General features: G+C 64.7%; 12 protein-coding genes. All 12 read right to left on the reverse strand.

Features of this window, described 5'->3' with window-relative positions:
• Positions 1-6 precede the first annotated feature (6 nt).
• Complete coding sequence (locus IVB27_RS35140; protein ID WP_247349826.1) at positions 7-834, reverse strand: metal-dependent phosphohydrolase; 828 nt, start codon at positions 832-834, stop codon at positions 7-9.
• A 218-nt stretch (positions 835-1,052) separates the two neighbouring features.
• A complete protein-coding gene (locus IVB27_RS35145; protein ID WP_247447293.1) occupies positions 1,053-1,931 on the reverse strand; it encodes a transglutaminase family protein in 879 nt (292 codons plus the stop codon).
• On the reverse strand, positions 1,928-4,453 hold the full coding sequence (locus IVB27_RS35150) for a circularly permuted type 2 ATP-grasp protein (RefSeq protein ID WP_247447294.1): 2,526 nt from the start codon (positions 4,451-4,453) through the stop codon (positions 1,928-1,930). The genes IVB27_RS35145 and IVB27_RS35150 overlap by 4 nt, the downstream gene beginning before the upstream one ends.
• A gap of 27 nt (positions 4,454-4,480) precedes the next feature.
• The gene (locus IVB27_RS35155; RefSeq protein WP_247447295.1) at positions 4,481-7,756 is read right to left on the reverse strand and encodes a transglutaminase family protein; all 3,276 of its coding nucleotides are present in this window, start codon (positions 7,754-7,756) and stop codon (positions 4,481-4,483) included.
• 143 nt (positions 7,757-7,899) lie between these two features.
• Complete coding sequence (locus IVB27_RS35160) at positions 7,900-9,423, reverse strand: D-arabinonate dehydratase (RefSeq protein ID WP_247447296.1); 1,524 nt, start codon at positions 9,421-9,423, stop codon at positions 7,900-7,902.
• 158 nt (positions 9,424-9,581) lie between these two features.
• Complete coding sequence (locus IVB27_RS35165) at positions 9,582-10,358, reverse strand: HpcH/HpaI aldolase family protein (protein WP_247447297.1); 777 nt, start codon at positions 10,356-10,358, stop codon at positions 9,582-9,584.
• Positions 10,359-10,501: 143 nt separating this feature from the next.
• Positions 10,502-11,587, reverse strand: coding sequence for a malate/lactate/ureidoglycolate dehydrogenase (locus tag IVB27_RS35170; protein WP_247447298.1), 1,086 nt, complete (start codon positions 11,585-11,587; stop codon positions 10,502-10,504).
• A 72-nt stretch (positions 11,588-11,659) separates the two neighbouring features.
• Entirely contained in the window at positions 11,660-12,388 is a 729-nt protein-coding gene (locus IVB27_RS35175; RefSeq protein ID WP_148774473.1) for an ABC transporter ATP-binding protein, read from the reverse strand.
• Positions 12,388-14,166, reverse strand: a complete 1,779-nt coding sequence (locus IVB27_RS35180) for a branched-chain amino acid ABC transporter ATP-binding protein/permease (protein ID WP_247349817.1) — start codon at positions 14,164-14,166, stop codon at positions 12,388-12,390. The genes IVB27_RS35175 and IVB27_RS35180 overlap by 1 nt, the downstream gene beginning before the upstream one ends.
• Positions 14,163-15,035 carry a branched-chain amino acid ABC transporter permease gene (locus IVB27_RS35185; protein WP_247349815.1) on the reverse strand — a complete coding sequence of 291 codons (873 nt, stop codon included), beginning with the start codon at positions 15,033-15,035 and terminating at the stop codon, positions 14,163-14,165. Before IVB27_RS35185 ends, IVB27_RS35180 begins: the two co-directional genes overlap by 4 nt.
• 84 nt (positions 15,036-15,119) lie before the next feature.
• Complete coding sequence (locus IVB27_RS35190) at positions 15,120-16,262, reverse strand: ABC transporter substrate-binding protein (protein WP_247447299.1); 1,143 nt, start codon at positions 16,260-16,262, stop codon at positions 15,120-15,122.
• Between the two features lie 290 nt (positions 16,263-16,552).
• On the reverse strand, positions 16,553-17,011 hold the full coding sequence (hpaR, locus tag IVB27_RS35195; RefSeq protein ID WP_249804427.1) for a homoprotocatechuate degradation operon regulator HpaR: 459 nt from the start codon (positions 17,009-17,011) through the stop codon (positions 16,553-16,555).
• Between the last annotated feature and the right edge of the window lie 33 nt (positions 17,012-17,044).

The following is a 17,044-nucleotide window of genomic DNA, read 5'->3' on the forward strand; positions in this document are numbered from 1 at the left end:
CGGTCGTTACTTCTGCGGGCCGGACAGCGAGATGTCGCGCTCGGCCCGGAATACGTTGCTGTAGAGATTGGCGATCCACTGCCGGCCGATCTCGGTCTTGTTGAGATAGCCGATCTCGGTCTGGATGTGCGGTGCGACGCTGTTCCAGTAAAATTGCGGATAGCGGTTCACGACGTCGGCCGGCGAGTCATAACCGAGCTGACGATTGATGCCGACCTCCTCGAACTCGTAGTAAAGTGCGTTGGCCTTGCGCAGATAATTGGGGTCGCCGAGCTGGCCGATGAAGTCGGCAGCGCGCAGGATCGAGGCCTCGTCGTCATAGTCCTGGCCTTCCTGGGCCGGAAACCGCGTGCCCTCAATGGCGCGAGCAATGCGTTCCGGATCCAGCCCGGGAATATGCCGCAGCCGCCGCGTTACATAAAGCTTGGAACGATCGACGTGATACATCATCAAACTCGCGTCCGATGCACCGCGCGGCAACGAGATCTTGGTGTCGGCCGCATCGATCACGAAGCCGTCGGCGTCATCCTCCTCGAACAGGCCGCGCACATAGCCGATGTCGTGGGCGAGGCAGGCGATCAGGACATGGACGTAGTCCGCGGCCGACAGATGCGTATGAAGACTTCGGCCGCTGAGAATGGAATGGCCGACCAGCGTCACCAGCATCGTATGCTCGATATTGTGATAGAGCGCATCGCTGTTGCCGATGCATTCCATCGCGGTGCGGGTCGCGCTCTCGACAATACTTGCGGACGTCTCGTCGTACCGGCGACGCATGAACGTACCGAGCAACTTCTCGAGGGACTCGGCCGCCAGTCTCGGCAACGTCATCATGGATGCAGCCCCGCTTGTCGGTGGTGTCCCACGCCTACTCCCGACGTCTCATTGTAGTCCTCGACGCAACCGTCAGCATAGCCCATCTTGGGCCGCGTGACCAAATGCCGTGACGAAAATACGGAAATATGTTGCGGTTGTGTCCCGCGATATCGCGGTTGCGGTGCCGGCTCGATACACCCAGTCCTGGGGCGGCGCCGCGACGGCAGGACCCGCAATCATTCCACCAGCAGCACGTCGACGGCGACGTCGAGCTTCTGCTTCGGCGAGCCGACGATGATGCCGTCGACCGGCGAGACGTCGGAAAAGTCGCGGCCGACCGCGAGCACGATATGGTCGCCAGCGACCATAAGATCGTTGGTCGGATCGAAATCGACCCAGCCAAGCTCCGCCCCGCACCACAGCGACACCCAGGCATGGGTGGCGTCGGCGCCCTGCAGGCGCGGCTGGCCCGCCGGCGGAATGGTGCGCAAATATCCGCTGACATAGGCCGCGGGCAGGCCCAGCCCGCGCAAGCCCGCGATCATCACATGGGCAAAATCCTGACAGACGCCATGGCGCTTGGCGAAGACCTCGTCGAGCGGCGTCGAGATCACCGTCCCCTTGGGGTCGTAGCGAAACTCGGTCCGGATGCGATGCATGAGATCGACCGCTCCCGCGAGGATGCCCGCGCCGGGCGCAAAGCTGGTCGCCGCATAGGCGCTGACCGGCCCCAGCACCGGCACCAGCGGGCTCGCAAAGACATAGCCGACCGGCGAGGACGGCCCGAGGCTCGTCGCCTCGAAGGCGATGTCGCGAACGCTCTCCCAGGCCGGGCTCGCAGCGGCGCGCGCCGGCGGCTGGCGCGACACCTTCACGCGCGAGCGCGAATCGATGCGCAGAGTGCGATGCGCGGCCTCGATCACGACGCTCTCGGTCAGGGTGCCGAAAAAATCACGGCGAACATGACGCTCAGCGGGGCGCGGACGGATCTCGACATTGTGCGAGATCAGCTCCTGGTCATTGCCGCCCCTCGGCTCCAGCCGCAGCGTGCAGCGGGCGAAGCTGACCGGATTCTCATACTCGTAAGTGGTGACGTGACGGATGTCGTAAATCACGCGAGCCCCGTCAGCTTTTCCGGGCGGCTGGCATTGGCGCCGTGCGGGAAATAGTGCTGCCCGACCGCCTCGGCGAGGCTGAGCAGATCCTGCTCCAGCGCGAACAGCGTCTTGACCTCGAGCTTCTCGGCCTCCGCGGTCGCAAGCATTGCCTGCATCGCGACCGCAAGCCGTTGCGGCTTCTCGATCAGGCCGTGCTCCTTCAGGCTCGGCAGCGCGGCGATATGCTCGTTCAGCGCCGTCACCTGGAACGCCACCGAACGTGGATTGTAGCTGTCGAGCACGGCGAGGTCGCGCACCGGTGCCAGGATCGGCGCCAGCAGATAGCGCGAGCGGTAGGTGATCTGGCAATCCACCAGCGTCAGCAGGATATCGAGATCCTCGTCGCCGGCCTCGTCATAGGCGAACTGCCGGGCAAACCGCGTGGTGTTGATGGCGCGCTCGGTGCGGCGGCCGATATCGAGGAAGCGCCAGCCGGCGGCGCGGTTCATGTTCTCATGCGCAAGGCCGGCAAAGCTCGCGAGTTCCTGCAAGGTCAGCTCGGCCGCGCTCAGCACGCCGTCGTCGCCCTCGACCTCCAAAGCCAACCGCTCGGTCATCTCGGTGATGACTTGCCAGGCATCGGGCGATAGCCGCTCGCGCAGGGAGGTCGCCGTGCGCTGGGCCGCGCGGACCAGCGACAATGCCGAGCCGAAACGCTCCGGGCTCTGCAGCGCTTCGGCAACGATGCGGCCGGGCGCCGCTCGCGATGTTTGCGAGATCGCGCCCCAGGCCACCAGCAGGCGCTGGATACGCTCGGCAGATTGCAGCGAGGCCGCGGTGCCCTTGTTGGGCCCGCTCGGCGAGCCCAAAGCCCGCACCAGCCGCAGCGTCGCCTCGGCGCGTTCGAGATAGCGGCCGAGCCAGTACAGATTGTCGGCGGCGCGACTCGGCAGCACGCCGGCGATGCGGCGGATGCGCACCTTGTCGGTCGCAGGCAGCAGCGTCGCGGTCGGGACCTGCTTGTCCGAGACCACCCAGACGTCGGCGGAGCGCGCGCCGTCGCCCATCGACACCGCGCGCGCATCCGACTGCTCGGCGATCCGGCAGAAGCCGCCGGGCATGATGGCCCAGCCGTCGGGCGTCGCAGCTGCGAACACGCGCAGCACGAAGGGACGGGGCGTGATCTGCCCCTGCTCCCACACCGGCATGGTCGAGAGCCGCACCACCTCCTGGCCGACATAGTCCATGCCGCGCGCAGCGATGGCGTCGGTCAGGCGCCGGCGTGCGCCGGCGTCGAGCTCGCTCGCGAGCACCGGACCGTTGTTGTCGAAACCGGGAACGCCGCGCCGGTAGGCGCCTCCGATCGCGACCTCGTCGAGCCGCGACAGCACCTCATCGCGCGCCGAGCGCTGGCCGCACCACCAGGTCGCGATGTGCGGCATCTTCAGTTCTTCGCCGAGCAGGCGGCGGCTGAGCGCCGGCAGGAAGCCGAGCATCGCGCGCGCCTCCAGCACGCCGGAGCCCGGCATGTTGGCGACGACGACGCCGTCCTTGCGCAGCACGTCGATCAGGCCGGCGACCCCCAGCCGCGAGGAGGCATCGAGCTCGAGCGGATCGAGCGAATTGGAATCGACCCGGCGCAGCAGCACGTCGAGGCGCTTGAGGCCCGCAACCGTGCGGATGTGGATATGGTCGTCGCTGACGGCGAGATCGTCGCCCTCGACCAGCAGGAAGCCGAGATAGCGCGCCAGCGTCGCGTGCTCGAAATAGGTCTCGCTGAAGCTGCCCGGCGTCAGCACGCCGATCCGCGGCTCGTCGCGATCGGCGCGCGCACGAAGACTATCTCGAAACGCCTCGAAGAACGGCGCGACGCGCGGGACGTTCATCGACTTGTAGAGATCGGAGAAGGCGCGCGAGAGCACCAGGCGGTTCTCCAGCGCATAGCCCGCGCCCGACGGCGCCTGCGTGCGGTCGCCGAGCACCCACCAGCGGCCGTCGGGTCCGCGGCCGACGTCGGCGGCATAGAGCGAGAGATAGCGCCCGCCGGGAGGCTCCACGCCGCAGACGGGACGAAGATATTCGGGACTGCCGGCGATCGCGGCGGCCGGCAACGCGCCTTCGGCGACGAGCCGGCCCTCGCCATAGATGTCGCGCAGCACGAGCTCGAGCAGCTCGGCGCGCTGGGTGATGCCGTCGGACAGCTGCTTCCAATCCGCCTCGTCGATCAGCAGCGGCAGATGGCTGATCGACCACGGCCGGTCGGCGCTCTCGCCGGGCGCGCGATAGGTGACGCCGGCCTCGCGCAGATGTCGGTCGGCCATGCCAAACCGCCGCTCGACCTCGTCGGGCGCGAGCGCGCCGAAGGCGTCGAAGAACCGGCTCCAGACCGCGCGCGGGGCGCCGTCGGGCCCCAGGAATTCGTCGGGGATGCCGGGCAGGCGGCGATAGTCGCGGACCCATTGCGCGAAGCGGCGCTGACCTTGACGTTGGCCTTGCGCCCTACCCGCCTTGTCGTCCTCTTCGGCTGCGCCCTCGGCCATGCGCCTCTCCCTGCCCCGGCATCATACTCATTGCAGGAGCGGGGTCCGCAAGTCGAGGGTCAGCGGAAACTCATTTGTGCGTTCTTCGGGCGGCGGCTGCATCGGCCCCGGCGTGTGGCCGTGGTCCTGGAAGCGCGCCAGCCGCCTCGCCTCGGCCTCATAGGTGTTGACGGGCTTGGTGTCGTAGCTGCGGCCGCCGGGATGGGCGACGTGATAGACGCAGCCACCGAGCGAGCGGCCATTCCAGGTGTCGATGAGGTCGAAAGTCAGAGGCGCGTGCACCGGAATGGTCGGATGCAGGCCGGAGGCCGGCTGCCAGGCTTTGAAGCGGACACCGGCCACGGCTTCCCCGGAGCGACCGGTGGAGGTCATCGGCAGGCGGCGGCCATTGCAGGTGACGATATGGCGACCCTCGACAAAACCCTCGGCCTTCACCTGGAGCCGCTCGACCGATGAGTCGACATAGCGCACGGTGCCGCCGGCCGAGCCCTCCTCGCCGAGCACGTGCCAGGGCACCAGCGCCTGCCGCAATTCCAGCGTCACGCCGCCATGATGGACGCGGCCGAAGGCGGGAAAGCGGAATTCGAGTTGGGCCAGATACCATTCCGGCTCGAACGGATAACCGAACTGCTTCAGCTCGCTGAGCACTTCGAGGAAATCTTCCCAGATGAAGTGCGGCAGCATGAAGCGATCGTGCAGCGCGGTGCCCCAGCGCACGAACTTGCCGGCCTGCGGCTCGCGCCAGAGTTTTGCGATCAGCGCGCGGATCAGCAACTGCTGCGCCAGCGACATGCGCGGATCGGGCGGCATTTCGAGCGCGCGAAATTCGACGAGGCCGAGCCGGCCGGTCGGTCCATCCGGCGAATAGAGCTTGTCGATGCAGATCTCGGCGCGATGGGTGTTGCCGGTGATGTCGACGAGGAGATGCCGGAACAGGCGGTCCACCAGCCACAGCGGCGCCTGATAGCCCGGCGGCGGAACGTGCGAGAGCGCGACCTCGAGCTCGTAAATGCTATCGTGACGGGCTTCGTCGATGCGCGGCGCCTGGCTGGTCGGGCCGATGAACAGGCCGGAAAAGAAATAGGACAGCGACGGATGACGCTGCCAGTACAGCACTAGGCTTTTCAGTAGATCCGGCCGGCGCAGGAACGGCGAGTCCTGCGGTGAGGAGCCGCCGAGCACGACATGATTGCCACCGCCGGTGCCGGTGTGGCGGCCGTCGACGAGGAAGCGATTGGCGCCGAGACGAATCTTGGCGGCATCCTCATAAAGCCCGACGGTGATGTCGACCGCCTCACGCCAGTTCTTTGCCGGTTGGACGTTGACTTCGATCACGCCGGGGTCAGGCGTCACCTTGATGACGTCGATGCGCGGATCGAACGGCGGCGGATAGCCTTCGACATGGACCTGGAGCTGCATCTCCTCGGCGGTCGCTTCGAGGGCTGCGATCAGCTCGAGATAATCCTCGATGCGCTCGACCGGCGGCATGAAGGCGCAGAGCACGCCGTCGCGGACTTCGATCGACATCGCGGTGCGGACCGGCTCCGATTTGTCGAGACTTTCCGGCGCGAGCTGCGGCGCCGCAGATTGCGGGCGCGGCATGCGGCCAAACACCGGCAGCTTGGCCCGCGTCTCTATCGGGTCCTGTTCGACGATATAGGGATAGCGATCGGGCGGAACATATTCGAGCGCCTTGAGCGGCAACCGCAGTCCGAGCGGGGAATCGCCGGGCATCAGGAACAGATGGTTGCGACGCAGACTCCAGCGCTCGCTGCGCCAGCGCGGCGCTTCCGCGTTCCAGCGCTGCACCGGCAGCACGAAGCCCTTTGGCGTAGCGAGCCCCTCGTCGAACACCCGCGCCATACGCGCGCGCTCTTCCGGATCGGATAGCTTGGAGTCGGAAGGATCGACGTTGACGGGAAGCTCCCCCTCCTTCTGCAACCAGTAGGCGGGATCTTCATAGGCCGGCATGATGTAGCCGGGATTTAGGCCGAGCCGTGCCGCCGTGCCCTCGATAAAGGCTTCGGCGTCCCTGACCTCGGCACGCCGCGGCGTCCCGACCGTGGCGATGAGGTCGGCATTCTTCCAGATCGGCACGCCGTCCTTGCGCCAGTAGAGACCAAAGGCCCAGCGCGGCAGGCTCTCTCCGGGATACCATTTCCCTTCGCCGTAATGCAGCAGGCCGCCCGGCGCAAAGCGGGTGCGGAGGCGGCGGATCAGATCGTCCGCCAGCGCGCGCTTGGTCGGACCGACGGCGTCAATGTTCCATTCGGCCGCTTCGAGGTCATCGACGGAGACGAAGGTCGGCTCGCCGCCCATGGTGAGCCGGACGTCCTGCGCAGCGAGATCTCCGTCGACCCGCTCGCCGAGATCGTTGAGCCGCGTCCAGGATTCGTCGGAGAAAGGCTTTGTGATGCGCGGCGCCTCGCGGATGCGCCGGACGCTCATGTCGAAGGCGAACTCGACCTCGGCGAAGCCGGCGCCGCCGGAGAGCGGCGCCGCCGAGCGGTAGTGCGGCGTGGCGGCAACCGGGATGTGCCCCTCGCCCGCAAGCATGCCCGAGGTCGCGTCGAATCCGATCCAGCCCGCGCCCGGCAGATAGACCTCGGCCCAGGCGTGCAGGTCGGTGAAATCATTCTCGACCTCCGGCGGCCCCTCGATCGGATCGATGTCGGGACGGACCTGGATCAGATAGCCGGAGACGAAACGGGCGGCGAGACCGAGATGACGGAAGGTCTGGATCAGAAGCCAGGCGGAGTCGCGGCACGAGCCGGCGCAGGAGGTGAGCGTCTCTTCGGGCGTCTGCACGCCCGCCTCCATGCGAATGACGTAGCGAATCTTCTCCCGCAGCCGCTTGTTGAGATCGACCAGGAAGTTGACCGTGTTCGGGGCTTCGTGCGGGATCGTGTCGAGGTATTTCGCGAACAGGCGATCGGGCTTGATCGTCTCGAGATAAGGCGCGAGCTCTGTCTTCAGATCCTGGGTATATTCGAACGGAAAGCTGTCGGCATAGGGCTCGACGAAGAAGTCGAACGGATTGACCACGGTCATCTGCGCCGTGAAATCAACCTCGATCTTCAGCTCCGTCGCCTTCTCTGGGAAGACGTAGCGCGCCAGCCAATTTCCCTGCGGATCCTGCTGCCAATTCACGAAGTGATTGGCGGGGGTGACCTTGAGCGAATAGCTCAGGACCGGCGTGCGTGTGTGCGGCGCCGGCCGCAGGCGAATGGTCTGCGGGCCGAGATCGATCGGGCGATCGTATTTGTAGTGGGTGACGTGGTGTAATGCGACGTAGATCGACACGGGGTGCGGTGCTCCAGCAGCTTTTTTGAGCAGAACACCGCTGGTGACCTCGATCAAGCATGAACAACGGGCAGACCGTGCCTATGAAAGTATCCGCCGTAGCCCGGAGTGGAGCGTAGCGCAATCTCGGCTACACAGTCACATTACATCGTCGCGCCGAGCACCCAGGGCGCAAACTCGGCGCCACCAAAATCGAAGCTTTCGCTCTTGGTCGGCTGGCCCGACGCCGTCTTGAGGATAAGCTCGAAGATGCGCTGGCCGCACTGCTGGACGCTCTCCTCGCCTTCGAGGATGGTGCCGCAATTGACGTCCATGTCCTCTTCCATGCGCTTGTACATGGGCGTGTTGGTGGCGAGCTTGATCGAGGGCGCCGGCTTGCAGCCGAACACACTGCCGCGGCCCGTGGTGAAGCAGACCAGATTGGCGCCGCCTGCCACCTGCCCGGTCGCAGCGACCGGATCGTAGCCGGGCGTGTCCATGAACACGAAACCTTTTTTGGTGATGGGCTCAGCATAGCGCAGCACCTCGACGAGGTTGGTGGTGCCGGCCTTCGCCATCGCGCCGAGCGACTTCTCCAAGATGGTGGTAAGGCCGCCGGCCTTGTTGCCGGGGCTCGGATTGGCATTCATCTCGGCGCCTTCGCGCTCGGTATATTCGTCCCACCAGCGCATAAGATCGACCAGCTTCTCGCCGACCTCGCGGCTGACGGCACGGCGCGTGAGCAGATGTTCGGCGCCATAGGTCTCCGGCGTCTCCGACAGGATCACAGTGCCGCCGTGACGCACGATCAGATCGCTGGCCGCACCCAGCGCCGGATTGGCGGACACACCGGAATAGCCGTCCGAGCCGCCGCATTGCAGTGCCACGGTCAATTCACTCACGGCGACGCTCTCGCGCTTGACCTTGTTGGAATCCGCGAGTGCCTCGCGCACGAAGGCGATGCCGGCTTCCACCGTCTTGCGGGTGCCGCCAACCTCCTGGATGTCCATCGCGCGCAGGCGGCCGGCGAGCTTCTGCTCTTCCATCAGGCCGCCGATCTGGTTCACCTCGCAGCCGAGGCCGAGCACGATCACATGAGAGAAGTTCACATGCCGCGCGTAACCGCCGAGCGTACGGCGGAGCAGCGCCAGCGGCTCGTTCTGCGTCATGCCGCAGCCGGTCTTGTGAGTCAGCGCGACCACGCCGTCGACATTGGGGAAATCGGCCAGCGGATTGTCGCCGGTGAACGGATTCTTCTTGAAGACGTCGGCAACGAGGCTCGCGACATGCGCACTGCAATTCACCGAGGTGAGGATGCCGATATAGTTGCGCGTGGCAACGCGCCCGTCCGGGCGGCGAATGCCTTCGAAGGTCGCCGGCAGGTCGAAATTCGGCGTCGGCTTGACGTCGACGCAATAGGCATAGTCCTTGGCAAAGTCGCCCATGCCGCAGTTCTGCACGTGCACATGCTGGCCCGGCGCGATCGGCGTGGTCGCAAAGCCGATGATCTGGCCGTAGCGAATGACCGCCTCGCCAACGGCGATCGGCTTGATCGCGACCTTGTGGCCGGAAGGAATCCGCTCGACCGTGGTCACGCCGTCGGCCACCAATGTGCCCGGCGGCAAGCTTGCGCGCGCGATCAGCACGCCATCATCGGGATGCAGGCGAATGACGGGGCTGATGGTCATGGGAGTCTCCTATATCGCAACTATCGTGCCCCGGACGCTGCGAAGCGCGAAAGCAATGCGCAGCGTCCAGGGCCAATTTGTCGTGTCTCTCGCAAGCGACTGGGTCCGGCTCTGCGGAGCGGCACTGCGCGCCGCACCGCGTCCGGGACACAGAGAGCTCACGCCTTGCCGGACGAATCCTTGCGGGTCGCGTTGACCTGCATCTTGGCGTAGGTGGTCATCAGGCCGACCTCGTTCGAGAGCGTCACTAGCTTGAAGCCCATGTTGATGGCGCGTGCGGCACCTTCGGCGCCACTGCAATGGATGCCGGGGTTGAGGCCCCGCTTGCCGCACTCCTTGATGATCTTCTCATAGATCGCGAGGATCTCCGGCTCGGTGCGATCGAGCTTGGGCTCGAGGCCGTAGGAGAAGCCGAGATCGGACGGGCCGATATAGACACCGTCGATGCCTTCGACGTCGAAGATCGCTTCCATGTTCTCGACCGCGGTCCTGGTCTCCATCATCGGCAGCAGCACGATGTCGTCGTTGGCCGTCTTCTGATAGGAGCCCGCGGTGCCGTACATGCCGGCGCGGATCGGGCCGTTGGAGCGCACGCCCTTCGGCGGATATTTGGCATAGGAAACGAGATTCCTGGCTTCCTGCGGCGTATTGACCATCGGGCAGATCACGCCATAGGCGCCGCCGTCGAGCACCTTGCCGATGATGCCGGGCTCGTTCCAGGGCACGCGGACCATCGGCGTGACCGGATGCTTGTCCATCGCCTGGAAGCACTGCACCATCGACAGATAATCCTGCACGCCGTGCTGCATGTCGACGGTGACGCTGTCGAAGCCGCATTGCGCGACCATCTCGGCCGAGAAGCCGGAGGGAATCGCCAGCCACGCGTTGACCACGGCCTTGCCCGACTTCCAGATTTCCTTGACCTTGTTCGCCACGTTGCCTTCCTTCTTTGTTGTTTTGACCGTGTTTATTTGGACCGTGTTATTTGGACCTTCGTCACCATGACGAGCGTCGCGACAGCACAATCTGCTGTTACCGCGAACCGGGGCGCCGCGCTACGCTCGCAATGACGCAAGACCTATGCGGTTGCCCGCTGGATGCTGACTTCGCTGACGCCGACCTCGCGGGCGGTGTTCACTATTGCCGCCCAGGTGTCATCCGGCAAGGGGATGCCGTTTCGGGTCCGCTCAGCCCGGGTTTTCCGCTCGGGATCGCCGGGAATCAGGACCTGATCGACCCCGGCCACCGGCTTGGTGGCACGGATGAAGTCGGCATAGCGCGACACCTCTGCGTCGAAGACATGGGAGGTATCGACCACTTTCGGATCGACGTAGAACGTCAGCATGCCGTTGGCAAAGCGGCGACCGCCGGAAGTGGCCCCGGTTCCGGTCAGCGCGCCGCCGAGCAGCTCGCACATGAAGGCAAGCCCCGAGCCCTTGTGCTCGCCGAAGGCGCGGATCGCCCCGGTACCCTTGGTGTGATCGCGCGGACCTTCCGGCGTATAGGGGCCGTAGAGCACGGCGGGGTCCTCGCTGAGGCTGCCGTCGGCATCGACCAGCGCGCCCTTGGGCAGCTTCTTGCCGCCGCGGCTCGCGACCAGCACCTTCCCCTCCGCCACGACCGAGGTCGCAAAATCGAGCACGATCGGGTCCTGGCCCTCGCGCGGGATACCGACGCAGTAAGGCGCAGTGGAGAGCCGCTTCTCGACGCCGCCGAACGGCGCCACCAGCAGCGAGCCCGCGGCATTGACGAAATGCACCGAGATCAGCCCTTCGGCGGCGGCCATCTCGGCCCAATCGCCGACGCGGCCGATATGGCCGGCATTGCGCAACGCGACCGCGGCGAGTCCCGCCTTCTTGCATTTCTCGATGCCGATCCTGACCGCCTGCGGAGTCACGGTCTGGCCGTAGCCGAACTTGCCGTCGACCACCGCGAGCGAGGGCGTATCGAGCACGATTTCGGCGTTCTGGTTCGGGACCACAAAGCCCGTCTTCTTCCAGCGGATGTAGACGGGCACGCGGATGACGCCATGGCTGTCATGGCCGGTGAGATTGGCCGTGGTCAGATAGGTCGCAATCCGCCTCGCCTCCTCCGGAGAGGAGTCCGCGTGGCGGAATACCTCGCCGACGAAATCGATGAGGTTCTGGACCTGGATCGTGACCATGAATTGACCTCCCGGTTATTGTCTGGGCATGATCTTTTCGGAAAACCGCTGCACACTTTTCCGGATCATGCCCTAAGCACTCACCTTGGCATGGCCGCCGAGATAGGCGGCACGGATGGCTTCGTTGCCCCACAGCTCGTCGGGTTTGCCGCCGAGCACGATACGGCCGGTCTCGAGAACGTAGCCGTAATCAGCCACCGACAGCCCCATGCGCGCATTCTGTTCGACGAGCAAGACTGTCGTGTTGCGCCGGATCTCGGAAATGATCTTGAACACGGCCTGCACGATGACAGGCGCAAGTCCAAGCGACGGCTCGTCCAGCAGCAGCAGCCGCGGCTTGGCCATCAGTCCGCGCGCGACAGCCACCATCTGCAACTGGCCGCCGGACAGCGTCCAACCCAGCGCATTGGTGAATTTCCGGATGTCCGGAAACAGATCGAACATCGCATCCGCCTCGCGCGAGATCTCCGAAGTCGCTGCCCGGCGATTGGACGCACCGAGCATGATGTTCTCTTTCACAGTCAGACCCGGGAACACGCGGCGGCCTTCCGGCACGTGCGAGATGCCCATGCGGACGATGGCTTCCGGGCCGAGGCCTGCGATCGATTTGCCATCGTACAGGATGTCGCCCGACGTTGGTTTCGCGAGCCCCGAGATCGCGCGCAGCGTCGTCGACTTGCCGGCACCATTGGCCCCGAGCAAGGTCACGACCTGCCCCTCCTCCACGGCGCACGTGACGCCGCGCAGCGCTTCGATCTCGCCGTAGCGCACCACCAGATTGCGGATTTCGAGCAACGGCATCATTCGCTCCCGAGATAGGCGGAGACGACGTCGGGATGACGCAGCACGGCCATGGATTCGCCGTCCGCGATGCGGCGTCCGAAGTTGAGCACGGTGATGTGCTGGGCTGCTTCCGAGACCAGCGTCATGTCGTGATCGATGATCAGGATGGTCAGCCCCTGGGCGGCGATGCGCTTGAGCAGCTCGTGCAGCTCGAGCTTCTCGGTCGAGTTCAGCCCGGCCGCGGGTTCGTCGAGCAGCAAGAGCGTCGGGTTCGAGGCCAGTGCGCGTGCGATCTCGATCAGGCGCTGATGGCCATAGGAGAAGCTCGATATCAGCTCGTTGGCGCGGTTGCCGAGGCCGACGAAGGTCAATGCCTCCATCGCGCGCTCGGTGAGGGCGTCGTCGCCCTTCCCGACCATGGTGTTGCCGGGCCGCTCCGCGCCGATCTCGACGTTCTCCAGCGCCGTCATCGAACGGAACAGGCGGATGTTCTGGAACGTGCGCCCGAGACCTGACGCCGTGCGCTGATGCGGCGGCATGTTGGTGATGTCGGTGCCGTCGAGCACGATCTTGCCCGCCGTGGCCACATAGAGGCCCGAGAGCACGTTGAGCGTGGTGGTCTTGCCCGAACCGTTCGGCCCGATCAGCGCGTGCACGCCGCCGCGCTTCACGGCGATGTCGACGCCATCGACGGCCTTGAGGCCGCCGAAATATTTCGAGAGACCGGTGACTTCCAGCACGGTATCGCCGCCGGTCATCGCCGGCTTCAACTGCAAGGCACCTGCCACCGGAGGCGCCGCGAGCTTGGCGCGCCAGCGCGCGAAGGCATCCGCGACAAAACCCCAGATGCCGTCGGGCATGAAGCGGATGATCAGGATCACGAACAGGCCGTAGATCGCGAGATAAAGGCCCGGCACGCTCTTGAGGAAGCGCAGCCACTCCGGGATCAGGATGAGCAAACCGGTGCCGATCGCCGAGCCGATCGGCGAGGCCACGCCGCCGAGCAGCGACATGGTCAGGAACACGATCGATTCCGCGAAGGAGAACTGATCTGGGCTGACATAGGCGAAGCCGCCGGCGAACAAACCGCCCGCAAGCCCGCCGAGAAGGGCGCAGAGCGCGAACGCGTAGATCTTGGTGCGGAAGACGTCGATGCCATTGACGCCGGCCGCAAGCTCGTTGTCGCGCACCGCCCGCATGGCGCGCCCGAGCTTGGTGTCGGAGAGATGCCAGACGAGATAGCCGACAATCGCCAGCATCGCGACGCAGAAGGCGAGATAGCTCTGCGACGACTGGAACAGGTCGGGACGCCCGATGTTGGAGACGCCGTCGGGACCATGCGTCAGCCAGATCGCGTTGATCATGACCAGCGTGACGATCTGCTGGAACGAGATCGTCACCATGGCGAGGTAGTGCCCGCCAAGCCGCAAGGTCGACATGCCCAGAAAGGCGCCGGCCAGCAGCGAGATCACGCATCCGCCGACGAGGCAGAGCCAGAAGCTGACATGCAGATCCGTCGTCCCGATGCCGACCGCATAGGCGCCGAGCCCGAAGAACGCGGCCTGCGCCAGATTGATCTGGCCGCACAGGCCGAGCACGACCGAGAGCCCGAACACCGCGATCGCGAACGTGGTGGCCTGGAGCAGGATGTTGTGAACGTATCCGTCGAAGCGCATGTTGGCCGCGAGCGCGACCAGGATCGCCGCACCGATGAAATACGGCAGGTGCCGGATCAGCAGCGGCTTCGAGTGAATGGCGGGCGCCGGAATCGGCATGTTGTCGCTGGGGGCGCTCATGCCTTCTCCGCCACGCGTTCGCCGAAGATGCCCTGCGGCCGGAAGATCAGGAAGGCGATCAGGACCAGGAAGGCGAAGCCGTCCTTGTAGGGCACCGAGATATAGGCTGCGCCAAAGGTCTCGATCACGCCGAGCGCGAGCCCGCCGATGATGGCGCCGGCGACATCACCGAAGCCGCCGATGATGGTTGCCGCAAACGCCTTCAGCGCGATCGTCGAGCCCATCTGGATCGAGACGAACAGCACGGGCGCGACGAGGATGCCGGCAAGGCCGCCGAGCACCGCCGAATAGATGAACGTGATCATGATCATGGTGGAGACGGAAATGCCGAGCAGCGAGGCCATTTCCTTGTCCTGCGAGGTCGCCTGCAGCTTCTTGCCGAGTAGCGTCTTCTCGAAGAACCAGAAATTGAAGATCACGAGGCAGATGGTGACGCCGATGATCAGGAGATACTGGCTGTCGAGATAGACCGGGCCGACCTGGATGCCGGGCGTTTCGAACCAGCCTTCCAGCACCTGCGGCTGCGGGCCGTAGATCGCGAGCACGGAATTGGCGAGCAGGATCGAGGCGCCGATGGTGGCGATGATCACAGGCAGATAGGTGCGGTGGCGCAGCGGATAATAGACGCCGAGATTGAAGACGACGCCGACCAGCGCCATGCCGAGGAGCGCGACGATGAAGGCCGCCCAATAGGGCAGACCGGCCTCGACCGCGACGACCATCAGATAGGCCGCGACCATGGAGAATTCGCCCTGGGCAAAATTCACCACATTGGTGGCACGGAAGATCAGCACGAAGCCGAGCGCGACGAGCGCGTAGACGGCGCCGATCCCGATCCCGGTAAAGAGCAGTTGTAGGGCGAGATCCATGACAAGCGTTCTGTTGGAGGTTGGATGCGTTCGCCGAAAAACGTTCCGACCTCTCCGATGATCATCGGGGAGGTCGCGTGAACGTCAGTCGTTGAACTCGATGTGCTTGTCGAAGACGATGGCGCCCTTCTCGTTCTTCACGATGTTGTAGCCGTGAAGCCCATCGCCGTTCTGGTCGAAATTGTATTCGCCTTCGGCGCCCGGGAACTTCTTGATCCCGAGGATGGCTTCGCGAATCTTGCCGGGATCGGTCGAGCCGGCCTTGTTGATGCCCGCCGACAAGACGTTGATTGCATCGAAAGTCCAGGAGCTCTGGTTGTCAGGCGCGACCTTGACGGAATCGCGGTAGATCTTGCCGAACGCCTTCGAGCCTTCGCTGGAATTTTCCGCGTAGTCGGCAACGCCATAGGTGTTGTGGAGCGCGGGACCTGCGAGCTTCAGAGCAGTGATGTTGACGATCGAGGGGGAGCCGACCCAGGGGATGTTCACGCCGAGCTGACGGAGCTGGCGGGCGAAGATGCCGAGATCGTTCTCGAAGGTGAAGTAGGAGCCGAGAATGTCGGCGCCTGACTGCTTGATCGCGAGCACGACCGGCGTAAAGTCCTGGCTCTGGTTGGCATAGCCCTGATCGAAGGTCGTGCAGCCAAGCTTCTCGAGCGCACCGGTGAGCGCGTTGCCGCCGGCGGTGCCGAACGCGTCGGTCGAATGCAGCACGGCCCATTTCTTCTTGCCCAGCGTGTTGACGCCGAATTCGGCGATGACGCGGCCGGAATAACTGTCATTGGGACGGAAGCGGAACAGCCACTGATTGCCCATATGGGTGAGTTTCGGATCGGTGCCGCCGATCATCACAGGCTTTCCGAGCTTGATGACGTCGGGTGCCATCGCATGGACCTGAGTCGAACGGATCGAACCGAGGAACCCGACGATGTCAGGTTGAGAGGCGAGCTTGGAGAAGGCGAGCACGATGCCGGGATTGGTGGTCTGATCATCCTCGACGATCAATTCGCCCTGCTTGCCCAGGATGCCGCCGGCCTTGTTGACGGCTTCGAGCGCAAGCTTGGCGCCCTTGATGGCGTAACCGCCGGATTCAGCGGCAGGTCCCGTGACTGGCGCGCACATGCCGATCTTGATGGTGGCGCCTTGCGCATTTGCGCTTTTGATGAGGTAGGGCGCGGCAATGCCGGCAGCAATTCCGGTCGCGAAGTCGCGTCTCGTCAGTCTCATTCATTCCTCCCTGGGGCCGGGCATCCTTGTCGGCCCTTCTTGTCTTGGCTCTATCACTGAATACAGAGCCGGATGCTAGTTACGAATTCTGCCGATACGAGTAAATTGATATTGCGCCAACATCGGCTAAGTGCGCAGATCTCTCGTCCCGCGATGACTACCCGCGATGGTTATCTATTCTGAGCGATTTTTACGGGCTTTTTGCGGATTTCGCTTCGCTCGGCCTGCCTAAGGGATAAGCAATAATGGCAGTCATGCGTGAGCAGACAAGTCATCATGCAAATTTGCCGTCACATATTGTCAGTGATCTCGTCACCCGCGTCGCTGGAAGCGAGACACAACTCCAATTGTCCGAGCATCTCCTGCAACTCGGCGAGCTTGCGCGCGCCAAAGCGTCGCGTGATCTCGGCATAGATCGCTTCGGAGGACGGTGCCACCGAGGCCATCAGCTTCACGCCCTTTTCCGAGATCGAGACCATGCTGCGGCGCTGGTCCGCCTTCGCAGTCTTGCGCTCGATCAGATTGCGCGCGTCGAGATCGCGCAGGATGCGCGACAGGCTCGGTCCGAGCAGGAACGCCGTGCGCGCGAGTTCCGTGACCTCAACGGCATCGATCGCCGCGAGCGCGCGCAGGATGCGCCATTGCTGCTCGGTCAGGCCATGCGCACGCAACGAGGGACGGAATTGCCGCATCACCGCCTCGCGTGCCCGCAGCAGCGACATCGGCAGCGAGCGCGAGAAGTCGCGCATCGGCACCTGTCGCGGGGCGGCGGCGCCGTCGTC

It is taken from the genome of Bradyrhizobium sp. 197 (assembly GCF_023073375.1).
Classification (GTDB): domain Bacteria; phylum Pseudomonadota; class Alphaproteobacteria; order Rhizobiales; family Xanthobacteraceae; genus Bradyrhizobium.